The sequence below is a fragment of the Streptomyces sp. AM 2-1-1 genome (assembly GCF_029167645.1).
Classification (GTDB): Bacteria; Actinomycetota; Actinomycetes; order Streptomycetales; family Streptomycetaceae; genus Streptomyces.
This window is the reverse complement of record NZ_CP119147.1, coordinates 4,688,537-4,706,501: the sequence shown is the minus strand read 5'-3', so window position 1 is coordinate 4,706,501 and position 17,965 is coordinate 4,688,537. Positions and strand designations below refer to the sequence as shown.

14 protein-coding genes and 1 tRNA gene are annotated in these 17,965 nt (G+C 71.9%); 7 read left to right on the top strand and 8 right to left on the bottom strand.

Annotated elements, in window-relative coordinates:
- Nucleotides 1-179: 179 nt before the first annotated feature.
- Entirely contained in the window at nt 180-701 is a 522-nt protein-coding gene (locus tag PZB77_RS20605) for a universal stress protein (protein ID WP_275494087.1), read from the bottom strand.
- 1,143 nt (nt 702-1,844) lie between these two features.
- Here PZB77_RS20605 and PZB77_RS20600 point away from each other — a divergent pair.
- The 3 genes from PZB77_RS20600 to PZB77_RS20590 all read left to right on the top strand — a co-directional run bounded on the left by PZB77_RS20600 (nt 1,845) and on the right by PZB77_RS20590 (nt 3,899).
- Nucleotides 1,845-3,074 carry a helix-turn-helix domain-containing protein gene (locus tag PZB77_RS20600; RefSeq protein ID WP_275494086.1) on the top strand — a complete coding sequence of 410 codons (1,230 nt, stop codon included), beginning with the start codon at nt 1,845-1,847 and terminating at the stop codon, nt 3,072-3,074.
- A 10-nt stretch (nt 3,075-3,084) separates the two neighbouring features.
- Complete coding sequence (orn, locus tag PZB77_RS20595; RefSeq protein ID WP_275494085.1) at nt 3,085-3,690, top strand: oligoribonuclease; 606 nt, start codon at nt 3,085-3,087, stop codon at nt 3,688-3,690.
- A gap of 133 nt (nt 3,691-3,823) precedes the next feature.
- A tRNA-His gene (locus PZB77_RS20590) sits at nt 3,824-3,899 on the top strand.
- A gap of 188 nt (nt 3,900-4,087) precedes the next feature.
- On the opposite strand, the gene PZB77_RS20585 is transcribed toward PZB77_RS20590, so the two are convergent.
- Nucleotides 4,088-4,747 (bottom strand): TetR/AcrR family transcriptional regulator, encoded by a 660-nt coding sequence (locus PZB77_RS20585; protein WP_275494084.1) that lies wholly within the window; start codon nt 4,745-4,747, stop codon nt 4,088-4,090.
- Nucleotides 4,748-4,996: 249 nt separating this feature from the next.
- On the opposite strand from PZB77_RS20585, the gene PZB77_RS20580 reads away from it, so the two are divergent.
- The 3 genes from PZB77_RS20580 (at nt 4,997) to PZB77_RS20570 (ending at nt 7,392) form a co-directional block, all read left to right on the top strand.
- Complete coding sequence (locus PZB77_RS20580) at nt 4,997-6,028, top strand: medium chain dehydrogenase/reductase family protein (RefSeq protein ID WP_275494083.1); 1,032 nt, start codon at nt 4,997-4,999, stop codon at nt 6,026-6,028.
- A gap of 337 nt (nt 6,029-6,365) precedes the next feature.
- Nucleotides 6,366-6,887, top strand: coding sequence for an SRPBCC family protein (locus PZB77_RS20575; protein ID WP_275494082.1), 522 nt, complete (start codon nt 6,366-6,368; stop codon nt 6,885-6,887).
- Nucleotides 6,888-7,005: 118 nt separating this feature from the next.
- A complete protein-coding gene (locus tag PZB77_RS20570) occupies nt 7,006-7,392 on the top strand; it encodes a VOC family protein (protein ID WP_275494081.1) in 387 nt (128 codons plus the stop codon).
- A 31-nt stretch (nt 7,393-7,423) separates the two neighbouring features.
- Here PZB77_RS20570 and PZB77_RS20565 read toward each other — a convergent pair whose 3' ends face one another.
- Complete coding sequence (locus tag PZB77_RS20565) at nt 7,424-9,595, bottom strand: TerD family protein (RefSeq protein ID WP_275494080.1); 2,172 nt, start codon at nt 9,593-9,595, stop codon at nt 7,424-7,426.
- A 399-nt stretch (nt 9,596-9,994) separates the two neighbouring features.
- On the opposite strand from PZB77_RS20565, the gene PZB77_RS20560 reads away from it, so the two are divergent.
- Entirely contained in the window at nt 9,995-10,561 is a 567-nt protein-coding gene (locus PZB77_RS20560; protein WP_275494079.1) for an adenylate kinase, read from the top strand.
- A 230-nt stretch (nt 10,562-10,791) separates the two neighbouring features.
- On the opposite strand, the gene PZB77_RS20555 is transcribed toward PZB77_RS20560, so the two are convergent.
- The 5 genes from PZB77_RS20555 to PZB77_RS20535 form a co-directional block, all read right to left on the bottom strand.
- Nucleotides 10,792-11,823, bottom strand: coding sequence for a LacI family DNA-binding transcriptional regulator (locus PZB77_RS20555; RefSeq protein ID WP_275494078.1), 1,032 nt, complete (start codon nt 11,821-11,823; stop codon nt 10,792-10,794).
- Nucleotides 11,824-12,157: 334 nt separating this feature from the next.
- Nucleotides 12,158-13,609, bottom strand: a complete 1,452-nt coding sequence (locus PZB77_RS20550) for a GH1 family beta-glucosidase (protein ID WP_275494077.1) — start codon at nt 13,607-13,609, stop codon at nt 12,158-12,160.
- 102 nt (nt 13,610-13,711) lie between these two features.
- A complete protein-coding gene (locus PZB77_RS20545) occupies nt 13,712-14,542 on the bottom strand; it encodes a carbohydrate ABC transporter permease (RefSeq protein WP_275496146.1) in 831 nt (276 codons plus the stop codon).
- Nucleotides 14,543-14,647: 105 nt separating this feature from the next.
- The gene (locus PZB77_RS20540; RefSeq protein WP_275494076.1) at nt 14,648-15,643 is read right to left on the bottom strand and encodes a sugar ABC transporter permease; all 996 of its coding nucleotides are present in this window, start codon (nt 15,641-15,643) and stop codon (nt 14,648-14,650) included.
- 640 nt (nt 15,644-16,283) lie between these two features.
- The gene (locus tag PZB77_RS20535) at nt 16,284-17,612 is read right to left on the bottom strand and encodes an extracellular solute-binding protein (protein WP_275494075.1); all 1,329 of its coding nucleotides are present in this window, start codon (nt 17,610-17,612) and stop codon (nt 16,284-16,286) included.
- Nucleotides 17,613-17,965: the final 353 nt, after the last annotated feature.

The window sequence follows — 17,965 nt, the reverse complement described above, 5'->3', positions numbered from 1 at the left end:
GAGTTGACGGCTCGTCACCGGGCCGCCCCCGGACGCGCCGGGCGTGGAAGCGGGAGAGGGCGAGGCGCGCTCGGAGGCCGGGGCCCGGGTGGGCGGAGGCTCGCGTCGGCGGAGGCTCGTGTCGACAGGAACTCACATCGGCAGAAGCTCGCGTCGGCGGAGGCTCGCGTCGGCGGGGGTCAGGGGATGACGATGACGGGGCGCTGCGCGCGGCGGGCGAGACGGCCGGCCACGGAGCCGAAGATCCGGCCCACCAGACCGTGCGTCGATCCGACGACGATGGCGTCGGCGGCGTACTCGCGGCCGACCTCTTCCAGTTCGTGACAGATGTCGCCGCCGCGCTCGACCAGCACCCAGGGCACCTCGGAGAGGTACTCCGCGCAGGCCAGTTCGAGACCGAGCACCTCGGTGCGGTGATCGGGCACGTCGACGAAGACGGGCGGTTCGCAGCCTGCCCAGACGGTCGTCGGGAGCCGGTTGGCGACGTGCACGATGATCAGTCCGGAGCCGGATCTGCAGGCCATGCCGATCGCGTAGGCGAGGGCGCGCTCACTGGACGTGGAGCCGTCGAAACCGACCACGACACCGTGCCGGAAGGCCGGGTCGCAGGAATGACGCGTTTCTTCGACCGTCAGAGGGTCCGACCCGGGGTCGGCTACCTGCTTGCGGTCTGCGGGTTCAGGGGATTCGTGACCGGCCATCGGTGTCTCGGCGAAGAGAGTCCTCGTGAGAGGAAACGGCTAGGGGAACGTGCTCAGCCGGGCGCGGCTGCTGTGCGGACTGTAGACCAGGAACGGTCCGAACCAAGACGGTCGTCCGGGACCTCGGTCCGGCTCGCGTCCAGGGCTCTTGTCCGGGAATCATCTTTCCAAGCCTTTACCCCCAAGGGTACGGCGCCACTCCTCCACTGCCCAGACCGCCGCAAAGCGCGTGACACGCTGTGGGGGAGCATGCACGAGGCCGGAGCGGTTGGCAATGCCGGTTGGCCTCTACACCGAGCGCGCGCGGGTGACAGAAGGGCCCTCGCCCCGTTTTCGGGCGAGCCGGTGTGCACCGCGCACAGCCCCCTCCACACCGCGCATGGCGCGTAGCGGTCCCTGCACCGGCCCCTGTTGGCCATCGGGCCGCCGCCGGCGACGGAACCGCCGTGCCGGGGTGCGCGCCCGGAGCGCGCGCCCCACCGCCACCCGTCGCCGCGCCGGCTCCGGCTCGGGGCAGCCGCCGGGTGGCGAGCGCGGGGAGGCGCACGGGCAGGCGCATCGGGCGCGCGCCGGTTCCTTGCGTGCGCCGGTGGATCCGTGGTTCCGCCGGGGCTCGCCGCCGCCTTCGGTGCGCCCGTGCCGACGCCCGGCAGGGGAACGGCGGAGGAGGAGGAGGCGGCCCGGCCGACCTGGCCGCGCCCGTACGAAGGAGCGCGGGTCGAGAGCTCCGTGCGCGCGGGGAGCGCGCCGGAGCATGACTGAATCCGGCACGCGCGACCGTCGAATTCCAGCCAACTTCACATCTGCGCCGAAACCTTGGCGATGCGGCCCTCATTCGCACTTGTCACCTGGCAGGAACGGACCGCGCGGTACGCTTTCACCCGACGCGGACGGGCCATGATCGCGACGCGCACTTCACAGTGCCGCCCGGGAGTGGAACGCTTCGTGATCGAACGCTTCACGCCACGTTGCCTTGTCGACATTGAGCCGGTGAGGGAACGCGTCGTTTCGGCGCCGCGGGACGCAGTAGGTTTCGATCTTGGAACCGAGCACTGGGACACGTGCGGCACCGGGGGGACACGTGCAGGAGCGACAGGCCCGTAAGGACCAGGGAGACGCGAACACCGAGGGGGGCTTAGCGTCATGAGCCAGGACTCCGCATCCGCAACGGAGGCCGCACGGAAGCTGACCGGGCGGCGACGCCGGGAGGTCGTAGCCGTACTGCTGTTCAGCGGTGGCCCGATCTTCGAGAGTTCCATCCCACTCTCCGTCTTCGGCATCGACCGGCAGGACGCGGGCGTTCCGCGCTACCGCCTGCTGGTCTGCGGCGGGGAGGAGGGGCCGCTGCGCACCACCGGCGGGCTCGAACTCACCGCGCCGTACGGCCTGGAGGCGATCAGCAGGGCAGGCACCGTGGTGGTGCCCGCCTGGCGTTCGATCACCTCTCCGCCACCGGTCGAGGCGCTCGACGCGCTGCGCCGCGCCCACGAGGAGGGCGCCCGCATCGTCGGTCTCTGCACCGGAGCCTTCGTGCTCGCCGCCGCCGGGCTGCTGGACGGCCGCCCGGCGACCACGCACTGGATGTACGCGCCGACGCTCGCCAAGCGCTATCCGTCGGTGCACGTCGATCCGCGCGAGCTCTTCGTCGACGACGGCGACGTCCTCACCTCGGCGGGCACGGCCGCCGGGATCGACCTCTGCCTGCACATCGTGCGTACCGACCACGGCACGGAGGCGGCCGGCGCACTGGCCCGCCGACTCGTGGTGCCGCCGCGCCGCAGCGGCGGTCAGGAGCGCTACCTCGACAGGTCTTTACCCGAAGAGATCGGCTCCGACCCGCTCGCCGAGGTCGTGGCCTGGGCCTTGGAGCACCTGCACGAGCAGTTCGACGTGGAGACGCTCGCGGCCCGCGCCTACATGAGCCGCCGTACGTTCGACCGGCGCTTCCGGTCCCTCACCGGCAGCGCGCCGCTCCAGTGGCTGATCACCCAGCGGGTGCTCCAGGCGCAGCGGCTGCTGGAGACCTCGGACTACTCGGTCGACGAGGTCGCCGGGCGCTGCGGCTTCCGGTCGCCGGTCGCGCTGCGCGGTCACTTCCGCCGCCAGCTCGGCTCCTCCCCCGCCGCGTACCGGGGCGCCTACCGGGCCCGTCGTCCGGGCGGGGGCCCGGAGGCCGGTGCGGTCGAACCGGTGGTGCCCGCGCAGGTCTCGTCGGCGGCACGGAGGCTGCCGGGCGGTCCGGGGAGCCCCGCGGGGCTGGCCGCGTTCGCCGCCTCCCCGGGGCCGGCGGTCCTCGGGGACCGGCCGGACCGGGCGCCGGACGGCTACACCGGGGGACGCCCGGCCCTGCCCGGACAGCGGAGCGCCCCGTAGGGTGGGGGCCATGAACGACCGCATGGTATGGATCGACTGCGAGATGACCGGCCTCTCGTTGACGGACGACGCACTCGTCGAGGTGGCCGCGCTGGTCACCGACTCGGAGTTGAACGTGCTCGGCGAAGGGGTGGACATCGTGATCCGCCCGCCGGACGCGGCCCTGGAGACGATGCCCGAGGTGGTGCGGCGGATGCACACCACCTCGGGCCTCCTCGACGAGCTGGCCGGGGGCACCACCCTCGCCGACGCCGAGGCCCAGGTGCTCGCCTACGTGCGCGAGCACGTCAAGGAGCCGGGCAAGGCACCGCTCTGCGGGAACTCCGTCGGCACCGACCGGGGCTTCCTGGCGCGCGACATGCAGGCGCTGGAGGGATACCTCCACTACCGCATCGTCGACGTCTCCTCGGTCAAGGAGCTGGCCCGGCGCTGGTACCCGAAGGCGTATTACAACAGCCCGGACAAGAACGGCAACCACCGCGCGCTGGCCGACATCCGTGAATCCATCGCGGAGTTGCGTTACTACCGCGAGGCCGTCTTCGTGCCGCAGCCCGGCCCGGACTCGGAGCACGCCAAGGAGATCGCCGCACGCCACGTGGTGCGCGCCCAGCAGTAGCCCCGCCCCGGCGGAACCCCCTGATCACGGGCCCGGCAGGGCCCGTGGTGGGGCCCGCGGAAAGGTGGCGCGAGCACCCTCGAAAACCCTGTACACTTTTTCTCGGCCGGTCGGAAACGCCCGGGCGGACATGGTGGGTATAGCTCAGACGGTAGAGCACCTGGTTGTGGTCCAGGATGTCGCGGGTTCGAGTCCCGTTACTCACCCCAAATGATCAAGGCCCGGCCTGTGGAAGCAGGCCGGGCCTTTTTCGTGCCGCGATTCCGGTGACACCGCAGCCCTCGTCCCCGCTCCCCCGCTCCCCGGGCCGAAGGGGCCACTCCGGGCACGGAGCCGCCCTTCCAGGCCACCCGTGGGTCCGACGGGGATCCCGGCCCCCGTCCGAGCCCCCGCCCCCTCACTCTCCGGCGGTCAGCGCCTCCACCTCGGCGGCGTACATCAGGGCGGGGTCCAGGCCCATGCCGGTGAAGTGGCCCGCGAGTTCGAGGGAGAGCACGCCGTGCAGGCGGGTCCAGAGGGCCAGGGCGAGGCGCAGAGCGGCCGGCGGGGTGTCGGGGTGGGCGCCCGCCCAGGCGTGGTGGGCGGCCAGGTCCGCCTCGAAGGCGTGGAAGTCCGGGCCTGCGGCGGCGGACACCGCGGCGGCGGCGCACGCGCCGAGCAGGACGGTCATCATCTCGCCGGCGATCGCGGTGACGTCCTCCGGCGCCTCGTACCCGGGTACGGGTGTGCCGTAGACCAGGAAGTAACGGTGCGGGTCCTCCAGGGCCCAGCGCCTCAGCACCTCCGCGAGGCCGGCCGGACCGGCCTCCTCGCCCGCCGCGACGAAGGCGTCGGCGAGGGAGCGGTAGGCGTCCCGCACCAGTTCGGTGATGAGTTCGTCGCGGCCGGCGAAGTACCGGTAGAGGGCCGGGCCGCTCATGCCCATCCGCTTGGCGATGGCGTTGAGCGAGAGTCCCGAGGCGCCCGCCGTGGCGATCTGCTCGCGGGCGCACTCCTTCACCTCCGCGCGGATCTGTTGCCGGTACCGCTCACGTGGGGTCGATGCACCGTCGGCCATGCCCGCCACCTCCTCCTTCTCGGTGAAGTCCGAAGTCCCGCCGGGCGTCCCCGTACGGCCCCGCACCGCACTCGCCCGCGCAGTTAGAAGCTATCACGCACGGCATGGGCCCTCACGTAAGTGAGGCCGAGCGCTTGACACGAACGAGCGAGACAGCCATTCTCGTTATAGCTTCTAACGAACACGAGCGCCTCAAACGTTCGTGTCGGTCCATTGCGGTAGTGCGGTACGAGCGAAGAGGAGGTCGTCGTGGGTGACGGCGCATACGTCGAGGTGGTCCTGCCGGGCAAGGTCGAGCCGGAGGGTCTGGAGCTGCGCTCCGGTCCGGTGCCGGCGCCGGGGGTGGGGCAGGTCCTCGTCCGCATGGAGGCGACGGGGGTGTCGTTCGCGGAGCAGCAGATGCGCCGGGGCCGGTACTACGACCAGCCCGCGTTCCCCTTCGTTCCCGGGTACGACCTGGTCGGCACGGTGCTGGGGAGCGGCACCGGCGCCGGTGCCGGGCTGATCGGCAAGCGGGTGGCCGCCCTGACGAAGACCGGCGGGTGGGCCAGCCACGTGGTGCTCGACGCGGCCGACGTGGTGGAGGTCCCGGACGGGGTCGGGGCCGCCGAAGCGGAGACCGCGGTCGTCAACGGCCTCACCGCCTGGCAGATGCTGCACCGCAAGGCGCGGGTCCGCAGCGGCGCGACCGTCCTGGTCCACGGTGCCAACGGCGGTGTGGGGTCGGTCCTGGTCCAGCTGGCGACGGCGGCCGGCGCCACGGTCGTGGGTACGGCGTCGGCCCGCCACCACGAAGGGCTGCGGGCGCTCGGGGTGATCCCCGTCGACTACCGGAACGACGACGTCCCGGCCCGTGTCCGGGAACTGGCCCCCGGCGGTGTCGACGCCGTGTTCGACCACGTCGGCGGCCGGAGCGTCGTCGACTCCTGGAGCCTGCTCGCCCGGGGCGGCACCCTCGTCTCGTACGGCAGCGCCGCCACCCGCGACGACGAGGGTTCGGGTGCGCTGCCGGTGGTCAAGCTGCTGGGCCGGGTCTGGCTCTGGAACTGGCTGCCCAACGGCCGCAGCGCGTACTTCTTCAACGTCTGGGCCGGCCGGGCCTACGCCAAGAACCGCTTCCGGGCCCGTGTCCGAGCCGACCTCACCCAGGTGTTCGGCGCCCTACGGCGGGGCGACCTCACCGCTCGGATCGCGGCGGAGATCCCGCTCGCCCGTGCCGCGGAGGCGATGCGGCTGGCCGAGTCCGGCACGGTGGCCGGCAAGGTCCTCCTCGTCCCGTGACGCCGGGCCCGCGGGCCGGGCGTCACGGGCCGTGCCCCCGTAACCGTCGTCCGCGGACCGTCGGACCGTGGCTCGTGAACCTTCAGAGGCACGCGCACCCTCGGCGCCCCGAGCCTTCGGTGGCCCACGCACCCTCGGCGCCACGACCCTTCAGGGGCCCACGCACCCTCGGCGCCACGACCCTTCAGGGGCCCACGCACCCTCGGCGCCACGACCCTTCAGGGGCCCACGCACCCGCTGCACGACCCGTCCTCCCCCGGCGCTCCTCTGCGCCCCGTGTACGCCCCCTCCCGTAACCGCACCGCCCACCTCCTCCACGCATTCAGGAGAACCACCCGTGTTCACCCCCTTCCTCGCCAAGGCCGCCGCGTTTCCCCTGACCTTCCTGTTCGGTCTGACCGGCTCCGGGCAGCACCCGGTCGGCGTCGACACCACCGCCCCCGTCATCACCCGCGAGGACATCGTCATCCACGCCCCCCTGGAGCGGATCTGGAAGATCCAGACGGATGTCGAGAACTGGCCGCTGTGGCAGCCCGACGTCAGCGAGGCGACCCGGGTGACGCCCGGCCGGCTCCGGCCCGGCTCCGTCTTCCGCTGGTCGGTGGAGGGGCTGAGCGGCATCACCTCCACGGTCGAGCAGGTCGAGCCCGGTCGCCGCATCGTCTGGGGCGGGCCGGCCCAGGGCATCACGGCGGTGCACGTGTGGACCTTCACCCCCCGTGCGGACGGGGTGCACGTCCACACCGAGGAGTCCTGGTCCGGGGATCCGGTCGAGGCCGCGACCTCCGCCCTCCAGGCAGCGCTCGACGCCTCGCTCGACGACTGGGTGCACAACCTCAAGGCCCGGGCCGAGAGCTGAGCCCCGGGCCCCTGCCCCCGCGCCGGTCCCCGTCCCCGGGCACGCGGACCGGCACCGGGCACGCGGACCGGCGCGGGGACAGGGGCCCGGCTGCGCCCGCGGCGTAACCTCGGGGCGCATGGTGCACGTACTGAGCAGCAGGACACTGCTGCGCCCCACCGACCCCGAGCGCAGCCGGACCTTCTACGGTCAGGCCCTCGGCCTCGCCGTCCACCGCGAGTTCGGCACCGGGCCGGAGCGCGGCACGGTCTACTTCCTGGGCGGCGGGTTCCTCGAACTCTCCGGCCGGGGCGACACCCCGCCCTCCGGTGACCTGCGGCTCTGGCTCCAGGTCGCCGACGTCGCCGCCGCCCACGACGAACTCCGCGCCCGCGGTGTGCCGATCCTGCGGCCGCCCGTCCAGGAGCCGTGGGGGCTGATCGAGATGTGGATCGCCGACCCGGACGGGCTGCACATCGGGGTGATCGAGGTTCCGGCGGACCACCCGCTGCGCAGCCGGCCCTGACGAACCTTCTCCGACAGGGCATGGACGGCGGTCACTCCGCCGGAGGAGCATCGCCCGTCCGGCCCCGGCGCGGGCCCTTGGCGTCGAGGTGGGCGACGACCGTGGTGTGGAACCGGTGCACCGCGCCGTCGACGCTCCGGATGAATCCGGTCTCGGCGCTGCCGCGCCCGCTGCCCATGCCCTTGAGGAGCGAGAGCCGGAACCCGGCGATCTGCGCACCGTCCCTGGGGAGCAGATCGGCGGGCTCGGGGCGCAGTCGCTCCAGCGTGCCACGCGGACCCGGCGCGTCACCTTCGAGAAGCGTCTCGATGTGCAAGTCGGCCGGCGCGGCGTCGAGTTGGCGCAGCAGCCGTTTGATCCGGCTCAACGGGTAACCCTGCTCCGCCGACGGCACGTCGACGGAGGTGCGCAGCTTTCCCGTCCGCAGGTCGGCGCTGAGGGTCAGCGCGCCCGGCATGCCCTCGATCCGCAGTCCGGCCTCCAGCCGGCCCTGCGCACAGAGCTGGTCGGCCTGCTCGGTGCGCCGCACGGTGGGGTCCGCGCCCCGCCGACTGCGCTGGAGGGGAAGGACCTTCTGCCCGAGTTCGCCGCCCAGCCCCAGGCAGACCTGGCGCACCAGGCGTTCCCAGCTCTCGATGACCTGCACGGCCCGGGGGTCCCCCACGCAGAGGGTCTCGTCGTCGATCCCCTTGCGGACCGGTACCCAGGAGGCGCCCATGTTCTGGAAGCCGTGGCACCCGGAGTTCTCGTGCTGGAGGTACTGGAGCAGCTCCGCGAGGATCCAGGCGTGCGCGGCGTTGCCCACCCCCTCGTGCCGGATGAGCATCTGCGCCTGGTGGGCGACGTCGGCCCAGGAGAGGTGCCACAGCGCGACCTTGTGCTTGCGCCTCCCGTCCACGCGTACGGCGACCAGCGGGCTGCCCTCCAGCGCGACGTCGTTGGAGAGCGTGATGACCGCCTCGTACCCCCGGCGGGCGGCGATGTCCATGTACGCCTGGACCTGGTCGTCCTTGAGCGGGTTGCCGTTCGTCTTCGTCTCCACCAGGGCGGTCCAGAGCTTGCCCGCGCGTTCGACGCGGATCACTCCGTCCGGCCGTCGCGGGGTGTCCCCATGCGGCAGGGAGACCTCGGTGAACGTCTCCATGCGTCCGGCAGGTGCCCCGAAACCGGCGGTGAGCCGCCTGCCGAACTCCGGGACCTGGGCCATCACCGCCAGGACGACGGAGGTGGCCCTGGTCTCGCGTTCCCGGTCGGTCCGGAGTGCCGGTACGGGGAAGAGCCGGGCCGGCTGCCAGGCGTCGTTCTCGGCGAGCGACTTCTTCGCCACCCGCTGGATCGTGACCTTCTTCCGCGCGGTGCGCGGACGCCGGGGCCCGGGCGCGGCGGCGACCGGAGGAGCGGCGTCGGGCAGGGCGGACCGGGGCGCGGAGGCCGCCGTCGCCACACCGACCGCGGGCGCCCCCGCCTCGGGGGCGGCTGTTCCGGCGGCCGACGGCGTGGCGGTCGCGCTCCGGGGTGCGGGGAGAGCGACCCCGGCGGCGCCCCGGGCGCCCCCGTCCGCCTCCGTGTCCCTTCCCGCCGTCTCCACGGGCTCCTTGGACTCCACGGCGGCGGTCCTGTCCCCCGCTGCGGAATCCTCCGCCTCCGCCGCTGCCGCGTCGTCGTCGATGTCGACGCCGAAGTCCCCGGCCAGGCCCGCCAGCCCGGACGCGTACCCCTGTCCGACCGCACGGAACTTCCACGCGCCGGAGCGCCGGTAGAGCTCGCCGAAGACGAGGGCGCTCACCTCTCCCGCCTCCTCGACGGAGAAGGAGAGCAGGGCTTCGCCCGCGCTGTCCGCGAGGGTGACCCGCAGATCGTCGAGTTCGCCGAACCTGGCGCCCCGGTAGCGGCTGGCGGCGATCACCAGGCGGTCGACCGCCTGCGGAACCGCGTCGAGGTCGAAGCTGATGCGGTCCTCGTCACCGTCGGTGGAGGGCGTCTTGCCCAGCAGCTGCACGCTTCCGTCGCCCGCGACCGGAGTGTTGTAGAAGCAGAAGTCGGCGTCGTCCCGCACCTTGCCGTTCTCGTCGAGCAGCAGCACGGAGACGTCCGCGTCGCCCTCCCCCGTCGCGCTGCTCCAGCCGAGACTCACGACGACCGACCCGACGTCCTCGCTCAGCGCGGACAGTCCGACGTTCGCGCCTTTGACCATGGTGCGCATATGGCCCCCCAGATGCACTGCCGCTCCGGAACGCACCCGGCGGCTCGTCGTGTGGCCGGGGCCTTCCGTCCGGACCGCGCTGGGGCGGGAAGCGGGCCCGGCGCCGTGGTGCCGCGCACGGCCGAAGGGGAGGTGACGCGGGGCGTCACCGACCGGCGACGACGCCGCGGGGTGCGGTGCCGGGACACGCGACCCCAGCATGATCCGGGGGGAGACCCCCGGTGTGGTGCGTCACACACTCCCGTACCCGGCGCACTGTAGCCCGCGCGGTGAAGTCGATGTGACGACCACGTGAAATTTTCCCTTTCCCTTACCGATCCACCCGCATCGGGCACCCCGGGCGGCCCCGGGGTCCGGGCCGCACCCGGCCTGACGCCCGCGTGGCCTTACGCTGCCCCGATGCGACGCATCCTGGTCGTCGGCATCACGGGTGCCGGCAAATCCACCCTCGCGCGGGCCCTCGGGGTACGGCTGGGGGTTCCCTGGTACGAGATGGACGCCCTCCACTTCTCCGGGCCGGGGTGGGCGGTGGACGAGGAGTTCGGGCGGAAGGTGGCGGCCATCGTCGAGGAGGACCGCTGGATCTTCGACTCGTACGGGTATCCGGAGGTCCGCGACCTGCTCTGGGAGCGGGCCGACACGGTGGTGTGGCTCGACTATCCCCGGCGCGTGGTCATGCCGCGCGTGCTGCGGCGCTCCCTGGCCCGGACCCTGACGCGCCGCCGGATCTTCGGCGGGAACCGGGAGCGGGCCGTGGAGTGGCTGTCGCGGGACCATCCCGTCCTGTCGTCCTGGAGCGGGCACGCGGGGCGGCGCGCGGAGATCGGCAGGCGGGCCGGGGCGCCGCGCGAGGTGCCCCTGCGGGTGGTGCGGTTCGACTCGCCCCGACAGGCCCGGCTGTGGCTGCGGGACACCGGGCCGCGCGGCACGGGCAACGCGTCCGGCCCGGCGGACACCCGCTCGTAGCGCTCGAAGGTGCCGGGGAGGTCCCTCGGCGGGCCCCCCAGTGCCGGGAACGGTCCTCGGCGGGCTCCCCGGGTCCGGGAACGTCCCTCAGCGGGCTCCCCGGGGCCGGGAACGGCCCCAAGGGGCCCCCACGGGGTCCGGGAGCGGCCCTCAGCGGGCCCCGGGGCCCGGAAGGCTCGTGCGGGAGAGTGACCCCCGCCGCGACCCCGGCCGGGAGGCCGCCACGCCCCTCACGAGGAGGCGCGGACGACCAGCTCAGTCGGCAGCACCAGGTGCCGGCGCTCGTCGGTGGGGTCGGTGATCTGCTGGAGGAGGACTTCGGTCATGGCGCGCCCCATCTCCTCGATCGGCTGGCGGACGCTGGTGAGGCCGGGCTCCATGTGACGGGCGACCACCGAGTCGTCGAAGCCGACCAGGGCGACGTCGTCCGGGATGCGCCGGCCGGCCTGGCGCAGCACGTGGCGGGCGCCGGCGGCCATCACGTCGGAGGCGGCGAAGACGGCGTCCACGCCGGGGTGGCGGGCGAGCAGTTCGCGCATCGCGCGGGCTCCGCCCTCCTCGGTGAAGTCGGCGAGGGCGATCAGGCGTTCGTCGGGGGCGAGGCCCGCTTCGGCGAGGGCCTGGCGGTAGCCGTCCAGACGGCGCTGGGCGCCGTAGACCTCCAGTCGGCCGGTGATGGTGCCGATGGTGCGGCGGCCCTGCGCGATGAGGTGCGTGACGGCGCTCCTGCCGCCCTGGAAGTTGTCGGAGTCCACGGAGGTGAGCGGTTCGTCGGCGCCGCGCTGACCGCTGATCACACAGGGCATGCCCAACTGCTCCAGCAGTTCGGGCAGCGGGTCGTCGGCGTGCACCGAGACGAGGAGGACGCCGTCCACCCGGTGCGCGGTGAGGTACTGGGCGAGCCGGCGGCGCTCGCGGTCGTTGCCGGCGAGGGTGAGCAGCAGCTGCATGTCGGTGTCGGCGAGGGCGGCGCCCACACCGCGCACGATGTCGGAGAAGTACGGCTCGGCGAAGAAACGGGCTTCGGGTTCGGGGACCACCAGCGCTATGGCGTCGGTGCGGTTGCCCGCCAGGGCGCGGGCCGCGCGGTTGGGGACGTACCCGAGTTCGGCGATGGCGGCCTCGACGGTCTCCCGTGTCTGGTCGCTGACGCGCGGGGAGCCGTTGATGACACGGGAGACCGTGCCGCGGCCCACGCCCGCTCTGACGGCGACCTCTTCGAGCGTGGGCCGCCCGCCGCCCCGTACGCGTGCTGACACCATGTCCGCCTCCCGTTCGCCGTCAACTTCTCACAGTCGAATATGTCGAAGAAAGCCCTGTCGAAAGATTCCCTTGACACGTTTCCGGAACGGGTGGCCGCCGAAGAGCACCAAATTTGGGAGCGCTCCCAATCGTACGGGACGCCCTCCGGGACGCACGAAGACCCAGCTGCGACGTGCAGCCGGGTCTCGTGGCGAGGGCGTGTGGTGCGCCCTCGCGGGACGCAGGTGGGCGGGGAGGCCGTCTGCGCCGAGGGGGGTTCCGGGGAGTCGGGGCCGGTCAGGCGGCCCCGACTCCCCGGAACCCCCGGGTCCGTGCCCGCAGGAGGACGGTGCGTCAGGACTGCGGGAGTCCGTGCCGGCGGATCACGTCGGCGTACCAGTGGGCACTCGCCTTGGGGGTGCGGGTCTGCGTGGCGTAGTCGACGTACACCATGCCGAAGCGCTTCGAATAGCCGTACGCCCACTCGAAGTTGTCCATCAGCGACCAGAGGAAGTAGCCGCGGACGTCGACACCGTCGGCGATGGCGCGACGGACGGCGTCGATGTGGCCGTGCAGGTACGCGATGCGCTCGGGGTCCTCGACACGGCCCTCGGGCGAGACGTAGTCGTCGAAGGCGGCGCCGTTCTCGGTGACCATGAGGGCCACGTCCGGGAACTCGCGGGCGGTCTCCGTCAGCAGGGCGTGCAGACCGTCCGGGTCGATGGACCAGTCCATCGCGGTGACGGGCTTGCCGTCGGCCTTGTGGAAGGCGACGTGCTCGGAGCCGGGCCACGGCGAGTGCGAACTGGCGCCGTGCGCGTGGCTGTTGCTCTCCGCACCGCCCTCCGAAGGGTCGGTGACCAGGGTCGGCGCGTAGTAGTTGATGCCGAGGACGTCGATCGGGCGGGAGATCGTCGCCAGGTCGCCGTCGTGCACCAGCTTCGACCAGTCGACGAGGTGCTTGGTGTCGGCGATCAGGTCCTCGGGGTACGCGCCGTGCAGGATCGGGCCGGTGAAGACCCGGTTGCCGACCGCGTCGATGCGGCGGGCCGCGTCGACGTCGCCGGGGGCGTCGCTGAGCGGGCGCACCTGGTGGAGGTTGAGGGTGACCGAGGTCTGCGCACTGGCGGGGATGGAAGCGCGCAGAGCCTCGATCGCCCGTCCGTGGGCGAGGTTGAGGTGGTGGGCCGCCTGGAGCGACGCGCCGGGGTCGGTACGGCCGGGGGCGTGGACGCCCGAGGCGTAACCGAGGTAGGCGGAGCACCAGGGCTCGTTGAGCGTGGTCCACGTGCCGACGCGGTCGCCGAGGGCGCCGGCCATGATCGCCGCGTAGTCGGCGAACCGCTCGGCGGTGGCGCGCTCGGGCCAGCCGCCGGCGTCCTCCAACTCCTGCGGGAGGTCCCAGTGGTAGAGGGTCGCGACGGGCTGGATGCCCGCTTCGAGCAGCTCGTCGACGAGCTTGCGGTAGAAGTCGAGGCCGCGCTCGACGGCCGGACCGCGGCCGGTCGGCTGCACGCGGGACCAGGAGATGGAGAAGCGGTAGGCGCCGAGGCCCAGGTCCTTCATCATCGCCACGTCGTCGCGGTAGCGGTGGTAGTGGTCTCCGGCGATGTCCCCGGTGTCACCGTTGCGGACCTTGCCGGGCGTGCGGGAGAAGGTGTCCCAGATGGACGGCGTACGGCCGTCTTCCGCGGCGGCGCCTTCGACCTGGTAGGCCGCGGTGGCCGCGCCCCAGACGAATCCGGGCGGAAAGACGGTGGCGTCGACGGCCTGCTTGGGCGCGAGGTCAGGGCGTACAGCTGTCATGCGGGAGCGCTCCCATGGATGAAGAGGAAGAGGGGGCTCCGGGCCCGCGCGGGCACCGTGAGGGCGGCGCGCGGGGTACCGGAGGGTACGGGCCGGGGTGTATCAGCCCTTGACCGCGCCGGACATGATGCCGCCGACGATCTGCTTGCCGAAGACCACGAACACCACCAGCAGGGGAAGCGTACTGATCAGGGCGCCCGCCATGACGATCGACTGGTCCGGCGTGTACGAGGCGCTCAGCTGGCCGAGGGCCACCTGGATCGTGGGGTTCTGCTGGTTGAGCGCGAGGTACGGCCAGAAGAAGTCGTTCCACGCCTGGACGAAGGTGAGCATGCCGAGCACCATCATCGCGGGGCGCGCCACCGGCAGCACCACGCTGAGCACGATGCGGAAGTTGCTCGCGCCGTCGATCTTGGCGGCCTCGATCAGCTCGTACGGAAGCGCCTCCAGCAGGTACTGCCGCATGAAGAAGACACCGAACGCGCTGACCAGGGTCGGGAAGATCACCGACTCGAGCTTTCCGCTCCACCCGATGTCCGACATCATCATGAAGAGCGGGACGACGCTGAGCTGCGGCGGGATCGTCAGGGTGGCGATGACCGCGGTCATCAGCCAGCCGCGGCCCTTGAAGCGCATCTTGGCGAAGGCGTAGCCGGCGAGGGTGCAGAAGAACAGCGTCGCGGCGGTGATGGACGCCGAGACGATGAGGGTGTTGACGATCGCCTTGCCGAGGGCGGCGCCCTCCCAGGCGGCCTGGAGGTTGTGCCAGAGCCGGCCGCCCGGCAGGAACGGCGGCGTGCTGGCCAGGACCTCGTCCTGGGTGTGCGAGGCGGCGACGAACGTCCAGTACAGCGGCAGGATGGAGCCGATGCCGATGACGATCAGCGCGATGTAGGTGAACGGCCCGGCCTTGTGGGTGTCGCCCGCGCCCATGGCGAGGCGAGCCTTGCGGGGCGCGCGGCGGTCCGGCTTCGGACGCCCGGGGGCGGAGACCTTGGCGGGGGTGCTGGTGATGGTCATGAGAGGTATCGCTCCCGGTCAGGCCGCGGAACGGCGTACGAAGCGGCCGATGATCCAGTTGATCAGCGCGATGGCCAGCAGGAGGGCGAGCATGGCCCAGGCCACGGCGGCGGACATGCCGAGGTGTCCGAGGTTCCAGCCGTAGTTGTACAGGTAGATGCTGAGCGTCTCGTACTGGTTCTCGGTGCCGCCGGAGGAGCCGATCTGGCCGCCTTCCAGCAGCAGCGGCTCACCGAACAGCTGCATGGAGCCGATGGTGGAGATGACGATCGTGAAGAGGATCGTCGGCCGCAGCGAGGGGATGGTCACCTTGAGGAACTGCTGCCAGCGGTTGGCGCCGTCCAGTGAGGCCGCCTCGTAGAGGTCGGCCGGCACGGCCTGCATCGCGGCGAGGTAGATCAGCGCGTTGTAACCGGTCCAGCGCCAGATCACCATGACCGAGATGGCGACCTTCGAGGTCCAGTGGCCGTTGGCCCAGTTGGTGTCGCCGAGGCCGATGAAGTGCAGGACCCAGTTGAGGAGCCCGCCGTCGGTCCGGAAGACCAGGGCGAAGACGAGGGCCGCGGTGGCGACCGAGGTCGCGTACGGCGTGAGGATGACGGTGCGCCAGAAGGTGCTGGCACGCAGCTTGTAGTTGAGCAGGTGGGCCAGGCCCAGCGCCACCAGGAGCTGCGGAACGGTGGAGATGACACCGATCAGGAACGTGTTGGAGACGGCCGTCCAGAACTCGGAGTCCTGGAGGATCTTCGTGAAGTTGTCGAAGCCGACCCATTCCATCTGGTCCATGCCGGTCATCTCGACGCGGTGGAGGGCGATCCAGCCGGTGTAGATGAGCGGGTAGAGGCCGAAGGCCCCGAAGACCAGGAAGAACGGAGCGATGTACGCGTACGGGGACACCTTGTCGTCGAACCGCCACATCCGGCTCCGCCAGGTCTGCCGGCTGCTCGCCGGTTTCTGGCGGGAACCACGGGGCGGCGGGACGTAGGCGTCCCGGGTGGGGGTCGAGGTTGCCACGGGCGGGAGTCCTTCCCTGGGGTGCGCCGGCGGGCGCGTCGATCGGTACCGGGCCGGCCCGGATACGGGACTGCGCGTCCCGGTGGGGTGCGGAGCGGTACCGGTCGGGTGGGGCGAAGTGGGCGGGAGCCGTCCGTACCGGGCCGGCTGTGCGGAACCGGCGGGTGACGGACGGGGTGGTGCGGGCCGGGGAGGCCGGTCGTACGTCGGTGCGGCGACGGGCTCTCGGCGCCTGCGCGGCGAACCGGTGAGCCCGTGAAAACCAGTGTGTGCCCGCGTCCACGGGCCGGGGAGGCCGGCGGTTCGTCTCCCCGGTCGGACCTCGGGCGGCGGGCCGGCGGGGCCGGTGGAACGGCCTGGCGGCGTGCCGGAGGGACCGGTGCCCAGCGGTGCGGGCGACGCTTCGTGCGGTGGTGCGGTGGTGCGGTGGTGCGGTGGTTCCCGGTGCGGTGGTGCGGCGTACGTGCGGTGCGTGCCGGTGAGGTGCGTACCGGCGGTTCTTCCTGCCGCCCGTTCGCCCGGGCCCGGTGTGCGGGCGGCCCGGGCGAACGGGCGGGTGGCGTGCGCCCGCCCCGGACGGGGTGGCGGGCGCACGCCGAGGCGGTGCGGGAGGCCCGTGGACCTTCCGCACCGCCGGGGATCAGCCGATCACCTTGTCGATCGCCTTGGTCGCGGCGTCCCAGGCGTCGTCCGGGCTCGTGCCGCGCTGCTCCATGTTGTTGATCTGGGTGGAGATGGTGTCCTTGATGGTCGCGTCCTTCGGGCCGAGAACGGCCTCGGGGATGGCGTTGGCCTCACCGGCGTAGATCTCACCGATGGGGGCGTCGTTGAAGTACGGCAGCTTGGCGTCCTTGACGCCCGGCAGGTCGTACGCACCCTTGTTGGACGGGAAGGAACCGATCGCCTTGAAGACGGCGGCCTGCTGCTCGGGGGCGGTCAGCCAGGCGACGAGCTTGATGGCCTCGTCGACGTGCTTGCCGGAGCTCGGAACACCGAGGAAGGAGCCACCCCAGTTGGCGGCGGTGGCACCCGGCGCGCTGGTGATGTCCCACTTGCCCTTGTTGGCGTCACCGGCGTTGACCGAGATCTGACCGGCCATCCACGCCGGGCAGGCGACGGTGGCGATGGTGCCCTTGCGGAGCGCGGCGGCCCACGGGTCGCTGAACTGGGCGAGGCCCTGGGTCAGCTTCTTGTCGGCAGCCTCGGCGGCCAGGTTCCAGCCCTGCTTGACGCTGGGGCTGTCCTTGTAGATCGCCTTGCCGTCTTCGTCGTAGTACTGCTTCGCGTTCGAGCTGACCACGGCGTTGAACATCGCGCTGGCGGAGTCCATGAAGAAGGTGCCCGCGGGGGCCTTCTTCTTGTAGGTCTCACCGAGCTTGAGGTAGTCCTCCCAGCCGCCCTCGACCAGCTTGGCGACCTCGGTGCGGTCGGTCGGCAGGCCGGCCTTCTTGAAGAGCTCCGTGTTGAAGCAGAGCGACATCGGGCCGATGTCCGTGCCGGCGCCGATGAGCGCCCCGCTCGCGGTGGTGGCCTGCTTGGCCTTCCACGAGACGAAGTCCGTCGCGCTGATGACCTTGCTCAGGTCCGCGAACTGGTCACCCTTGGTGTCGGTCAGCTCCTTGATGCGGCCGACCTCCAGACCCTGGACGTCCGCCAGGCCGCTGCCCGAGTTCAGCTGCTGGAGCAGCTTCGGGTAGTAGACCTTCTCGTCGGCCGTGGTGTCTTCCTTGACCGTGATGTTCGGGTGGAGCTTGTGGTACTCGGCGAAGAGACCGGCTTCCTTGTACCCGAACTGGCCGAAGTCGGCGACGGTCAGCGTGATGTTGCCGCCGGCGGCGTCGGTGCTGCTGCCCTCGTCGTCCGACGAGTCGCTGCAGCCCGTGAGCAGCAGGGCGGTGGCCGTCAGGCCAGTGGTGGCCACGATCGCGGCTCTACGGCGTCGACCTGCGACGTTGCGGGTGATGCGCATTCCACTACTCCTATTTCCAGGGTGTGACTGGCGGTTGACTCACTGCGGGACCCAGGCGCCGTGAGTGCCGCGCCAGGTTGTACTGGGGGGAAGCACGGGCAGTGCCGATCGCACGTTGAAACGGGTGTGCGATGTGGGAGCGCTCCCATGCGCCGATGACGGAAGGTTGCTGCCTCAAGGGGGTGGGTGTCAAGACTTGAAGACGCTTCCGTTGCGCGAGCGTGTCCGGCAAGTCACGAGACCGTGTCCCGCACAGGGCTTGCCAATTGGCGAGGTGTTCGGTTCGTTGACACACCCTCAACGAATCCCCGCAGGTGGGAGCCGGTTCACCGGGCGGGGAGGGCCCCACCGCT